The organism is Synechococcus sp. B60.1, assembly GCF_047462555.1.
Classification (GTDB): domain Bacteria; phylum Cyanobacteriota; class Cyanobacteriia; order Thermostichales; family Thermostichaceae; genus Thermostichus.
Map to the genome: position 1 here is coordinate 8,230 of NZ_JANSJN010000013.1, position 4,848 is coordinate 13,077.

Sequence of the window (4,848 nt, forward strand, 5' to 3'; positions counted from 1 at the left end):
GGCAGGGGACTGGGATCCATCACATAGCGGCCGTGCACCAGAACGGGATAGGCTGCTCCCTTGCGGCTGTGGCCGTAGTGCAAGTGTTCTTCAAACAGGTCCACCCAAAGCAGGCTGTAGTCCCCCAGGGCATGCAGCTCCCGCGCCTTGGCATCGGAAGGCTCCACGTAGCGCAGGGGTTCAGGGATCGGGACTTGCAGGATCAAGATTTGTCCTTCTTGCAGTCGCTCCTCCGGGATGCGGTGACGGCTTTGGATGAGGGTTGCTTCCAAAGCATCAGTGGTGGTTCGAGCTCTGCTGACGTGGGCAATGAAGCGGCGCAAGTTGGCAGCATTAACCGAGTCATCCGCTCCTTGGTCGATGACCTTCACCACATCTTCCGGCCCCACGAGGCTGAGAGTAAGCTGCAGGCCGCCCGTGCCCCAGCCGCGGGCCAGGGGCATCTCTCGGCTGGCAAAGGGAACTTGATATGCCGGTATGGCCAAAGCCTTGAGAACCTTGCGCCGAATTTCTCGCTTGGCTTCAGAGTCCAAGTAGGCGTAGCTATGCTTAGGGTTCAAGAGCAGCCTCCTGATGGCTCATCCAATTGCTGAAGAACGTTACATAGTGAGGCAGTTTGTAGTGCAGGGCAAAGCCCGAGGCCTCCACGGGATCCGTGTGTACCAGAACAAACTCCTCGCTGCGGGCCGGATGGGTGGGGCGATCCATCTCCAAATCCAACATTGCGCCCGCGATAACCCGCCCCTCGTTCCAGCCCAAGCTGGCAGCAAAGCCTAAGCGGTATCCCTTCTCCCCATGCCCGACGACTTCTGCAAAGGCCAAGCGGATCCGCCCCAGGCGAAAGCTGCCTCCCCGCACCGGGTGGATAGCCCGCACCTCGAGATAGCCCACCCCCAACTCCGCCACTGTTGGGTGGGTGTGGACGTTGTAGGCCCGCATGGCGCTGTAGGCGAGGGCCAGGAGTCCCCCGGTGTCCCCTCGCGCCAAAGCTTGCAGGCGATGGGCTCTTGGCGCCGGAAACAGCAGCGGCTGCCGCGTTAGATCCGGGATCTCTTCCTCTAAGTCTTTCTCTGCCACTGGATCTTCTTCCAGCAGGCCTTGCTCTTTTAGCCAGGTTCGCACCGAAGGGTAGCGCTGGGGAGCAGCCGTGGTCTCTGGCTCCACCCCTTGGGTTCCGGAAAAACCCAGCAGACGCAGGCTGTAGTCGAGGGTGGGGCCGAGGACTTGGCCGCCGGGAATGCTCTTGAAGGCTGAAGAAAGCCGTCGCACCAGGAGCAAATCTTCTTTTTTCTGAAGCTGCGCTTTGCCCAGGCGAGGAAGGGTAGTTCGATGAGCTCGCAAAAGCAGCAGCGCTTCGTAGAGATCGCCCCCTGTCTGGGCCAAGGCCTCAGCAGCCAGCTCTGGAGCCCAGAGGCCAGCTTCCGCCATCACCTGATCCAAAAGATAGGGCAAGTAGCTGGCCAGGCCCTTACTCGACTGACCTGCCCCCCTCGGCAACAATTCCCGAAAAAGGGCTTCGGCATTGAGAATGGCCTCCTGACTGCCCCGCGCCACCACGTAGCCCATCAACCCACCTCCACACTTCGCGGTATGCCTACTACATGCTGCCCGTCGGTAAGCAAGATGTCCACTCCCAAAGGGTAGGCCGAGATCTGGGAGCGCAGCCGCCAAAAAGCAGGGGGCAAATCCACAGCCAAGCGCACCTCCCCAGCAATGCCGGGGCCCTTGAAGACAAGAGGGGATCCCTGGCCCCAGCCAGTTCCCAGGATGAGAGTTGCCCCGCTCTCCGGCTCCAGGTAGGTGCCCCTCTTAAGAACCGAGAGGGTTTCCCAGCCGGCAGGCAAATCCGCCAGCCGCTCGGCAAAGACGAAGTCCGCCGCCTCCAAGGCCACGGGCCGAGGAGCCTGACCGCGCAGATCTAAGAGCAGCCAGTCTGGCGCCCAAACCCCCACATTTCCATCCACCAGGGTAATCGCAATGAGGCGGAAGGCTTGGCGCAGCGAGTGAGCTGGCAAGCGCCAAAGCCGACCAGGGTAGCTCAGCGCCATCACCAAGGTTCGGAAGACCTGTTGGCTTTGCCGTTCGGCTGCAGGTATGGGCACGCTCATAGCGTCTCCACCTCCAAGCGCGTGGTGGCCACCTTGCGCCAGAGGCGCTCATCCTTCTCCTGGAGATGTTCCTGAGCTTCCAGGGCCAAGGCCTGGATCCGATCTTCAGCAATCCCCGCTTGCAACGCGGCATCCAGGTAAGCCAGGGAGCGGGCCAGGCGCGGCCGTTCCCCCAGCACTATTCCATAGCCTTCCACTCCCTTTCGGGGGAAGCGCAGCCAAACCTCGTAAACCAAGACTTCTCCCAGATAAAACGGCGTACCGCTGCGCGAGTCCTGGAAGGGGAGCAACAGCAGGCCCGCTCCTTCCTTCAGCTTCTGGCTAGCTCCCAGAGCGGGCCGTACCTCCCGCGCCAGAGCCACAACTGTCTTTTCAGGAGCCTCCTGCAGCAGCTCCAGGATTTCAAGAGCCTGCACCCTCACCTCCTATACCAGGGATTGGCGAATTCGCGCCGAGACCTTGTCGATTGTAAACACGGTTAGCAGGATGAGCAAAATGATGGTGGCGGCGTCCTGAAAGCGGAAGGCCCGCACCGTCTGCATCAGATCGAAGCCGATGCCACCAGCTCCCACCAAGCCCAAGACTGTTGCCGAGCGCACATTGACCTCAAACAGGTAGAGCGTCACCGAGTAGAAAGCTGGGGCCACCTGCGGCCAAAAGCCATAGACAAGAACCAGCAGAGGATGGGAGCCCGTAGCCCTTACGGCCTCCACCTGCCCCATATCCACCGTCTCAATGGCCTCGGAGAGCAACTTGCCTGCCACTCCAGCCGTGTGCAGCGTCAACGCCAGGATCCCTGGGAGAGGCCCCAAGCCAATGGCAGCCACAAAAACCAGGGCCAAAACCAGCTCGTTGAGTCCCCTGAGGATATCCATCAGCCCGCGAACAGCCAGATAGACCACAGGAGAGCGGACGACGTTCTTGGATCCCAGGAAGGCCAAGGGAAGCACAAGGAAGGTGGCCAGAAAAGTGCCCCAGAAAGCCATGATCAGGGTCTGGAGCAAAGAGTAAAGAAAAGCTGGCAGAAAGTGCAGGCTGGGCGGAAAGAAGCGAGCGACAAAGGCAGCACTCCTCCCCAACCCAGCCAGCAGCCTGACTGGTGAGATCTCAGCCGGCCCTGCCGTCAGCAGGAGAGTCAAAAAGACCATCCCGCCGAGGAGAACACTGAGGCGATCTCTTCGTTTGAGCTCTGCCGGTAAGGGGGGCAGTTTCTTAGAGTTGGCACTCAGGTTGCTTAAGAGCATTGTTAACCCTGCGGAAGGGATCATAATCTTTGTCGCTGGCCGGCTCAAAACCCTTGAGACCGCGAGCTTCTAGCCATTGCTTGCCTTCCGGTGTGTTCTCGTACTCTAGGTAGGCCGTGCGGATGGCTTCTTTGAGGTCTTCCGGCAGGTCTTTGCGGTAGGCCCAGGGAGAGGAAGGGATCGGATCGGACTTCCAGATCACCTCAAAATCTTCCAAACCCTTAATTTGGCCCTTCTTGGTGGCAATGCTGATCCCGGTATCCCAAGTCACCCCCACGGGAATGGTTCCCTGAGAGACTCCCAGGATAACCGACTCATGGTTGCCGGCAAAGGCAACTTGCCTAAAGTACTCCTTGGGCTTGATCTTGGCCTCTAGACAGAAGTAAGCCATGGGCACCTTGAAACCAGAAGTGCTCTCCGGGTCAACGAAAGCAAAATCTTTGCCCTTGGCAGCTTCTAGAGTTGTAATGCCACTGCCCTTCTTGGAAATCATCAGAGAGTGGTAAACAGTGCCCGAGCGAACAGAATCTTCCTTCACAAAGGCTTCGATGGGGGCATTGGCTTTTTCAATCGCATCGACGTAAGAGGCGGGCCCATAAAAAGCAACGTGGGTCTTCCCTTCCGCCTGGGAGAGCATCACAGCCGTGTAGTCACCAGCCACGAACAAACGCACCGGGATCCCCAATCTCTCTTTGAGGTAGTTCAGGAAAGGCGCATAGCGAGCTTCGTAATCAGCAGCACTCTCCACCGGCACTTCAGCAATGACCAGCTCCTCGGGCCAGTTCTGCTTCTGCGCCAACACCGGCACCCAACTGGCAAAGCCCAATAGGAAAGCCGCTAGAGCAAAAACCTTTCTTCTCCGCATGAGTATTCTCCTCTGCAGCTGACTTGAAATTGAAATTGATTGAAGTTGAGTTTGAGCTTACCTGTCCTCAAGCCGTCAAGGCTGAGGGCAACCCTCCGAGGGTTTGAGAGGCTCCCTCCTCCCCGAAGTAGAGATCCTTCTCCTTTTCAGAGGTGAGAGCCGAGACTGGCCCATCAAAGAAAACCTGCCCATCCTTAAAGGCAACAACTCGGTTGGCGTAATGGCGCACCATCTCCAGGTGATGCAGGGTCACTAGGAGCGGGATGCCCTGTCGACGAACCATTCCCAGCAGTAAATCCATGATCACCTGCGCATTTTTGGGATCCAAAGCCGAGATGGGTTCATCTGCCAGGATCAGCGCTGGCTCTTGGATCAAGGCGCGAGCAATGCCCACCCGCTGCTGCTGTCCCCCCGAAAGAGCATCGGCCCTCTGCCAGGCGTGCTCGAGAAGCCCCACCTCCTCCAGTAGCCTTTCTGCTTGGGCCAGATCTTGCTCCGAGAACTGCCGCAGCAAGCCCTGGGTAAGATTCAGGTGGGGCAGGCGCCCAATCAGGACGTTCTCCAAGACAGTCAGGCGGCCAATGAGCTGAAAAGTCTGGTAGATCATGCCCGTACGCTTGCGCACCTGCTG

General features: G+C 58.9%; 7 protein-coding genes. All 7 read right to left on the reverse strand.

All coding sequences use genetic code 11. From position 1 onward, the window contains the following. Window positions 1-560, reverse strand: a 560-nt coding sequence (locus NW863_RS02670; RefSeq protein WP_414364210.1) for an alpha-D-ribose 1-methylphosphonate 5-phosphate C-P-lyase PhnJ, incomplete at its 3' end; no start/stop codon positions are given. Continuing rightward, window positions 550-1,566, reverse strand: a complete 1,017-nt coding sequence (locus NW863_RS02675) for a carbon-phosphorus lyase complex subunit PhnI (protein WP_414334502.1) — start codon at window positions 1,564-1,566, stop codon at window positions 550-552. The genes NW863_RS02675 and NW863_RS02670, both read right to left, overlap by 11 nt. Beyond that, complete coding sequence (gene phnH, locus NW863_RS02680; RefSeq protein ID WP_414364211.1) at window positions 1,566-2,108, reverse strand: phosphonate C-P lyase system protein PhnH; 543 nt, start codon at window positions 2,106-2,108, stop codon at window positions 1,566-1,568. The genes NW863_RS02675 and phnH overlap by 1 nt, the downstream gene beginning before the upstream one ends. After that, window positions 2,105-2,524 carry a phosphonate C-P lyase system protein PhnG gene (gene phnG, locus NW863_RS02685; protein WP_414334505.1) on the reverse strand — a complete coding sequence of 140 codons (420 nt, stop codon included), beginning with the start codon at window positions 2,522-2,524 and terminating at the stop codon, window positions 2,105-2,107. The genes phnH and phnG overlap by 4 nt, the downstream gene beginning before the upstream one ends. Before the next feature lie 9 nt (window positions 2,525-2,533). After that, window positions 2,534-3,376, reverse strand: coding sequence for a phosphonate ABC transporter, permease protein PhnE (gene phnE, locus NW863_RS02690; RefSeq protein WP_414364212.1), 843 nt, complete (start codon window positions 3,374-3,376; stop codon window positions 2,534-2,536). Continuing rightward, window positions 3,321-4,217, reverse strand: a complete 897-nt coding sequence (phnD, locus tag NW863_RS02695) for a phosphonate ABC transporter substrate-binding protein (RefSeq protein ID WP_414364213.1) — start codon at window positions 4,215-4,217, stop codon at window positions 3,321-3,323. Before phnD ends, phnE begins: the two co-directional genes overlap by 56 nt. A 67-nt stretch (window positions 4,218-4,284) precedes the next feature. Then, a partial coding sequence (locus tag NW863_RS02700) for a phosphonate ABC transporter ATP-binding protein (RefSeq protein ID WP_414364214.1) occupies window positions 4,285-4,848 on the reverse strand: 564 nt, incomplete at its 5' end.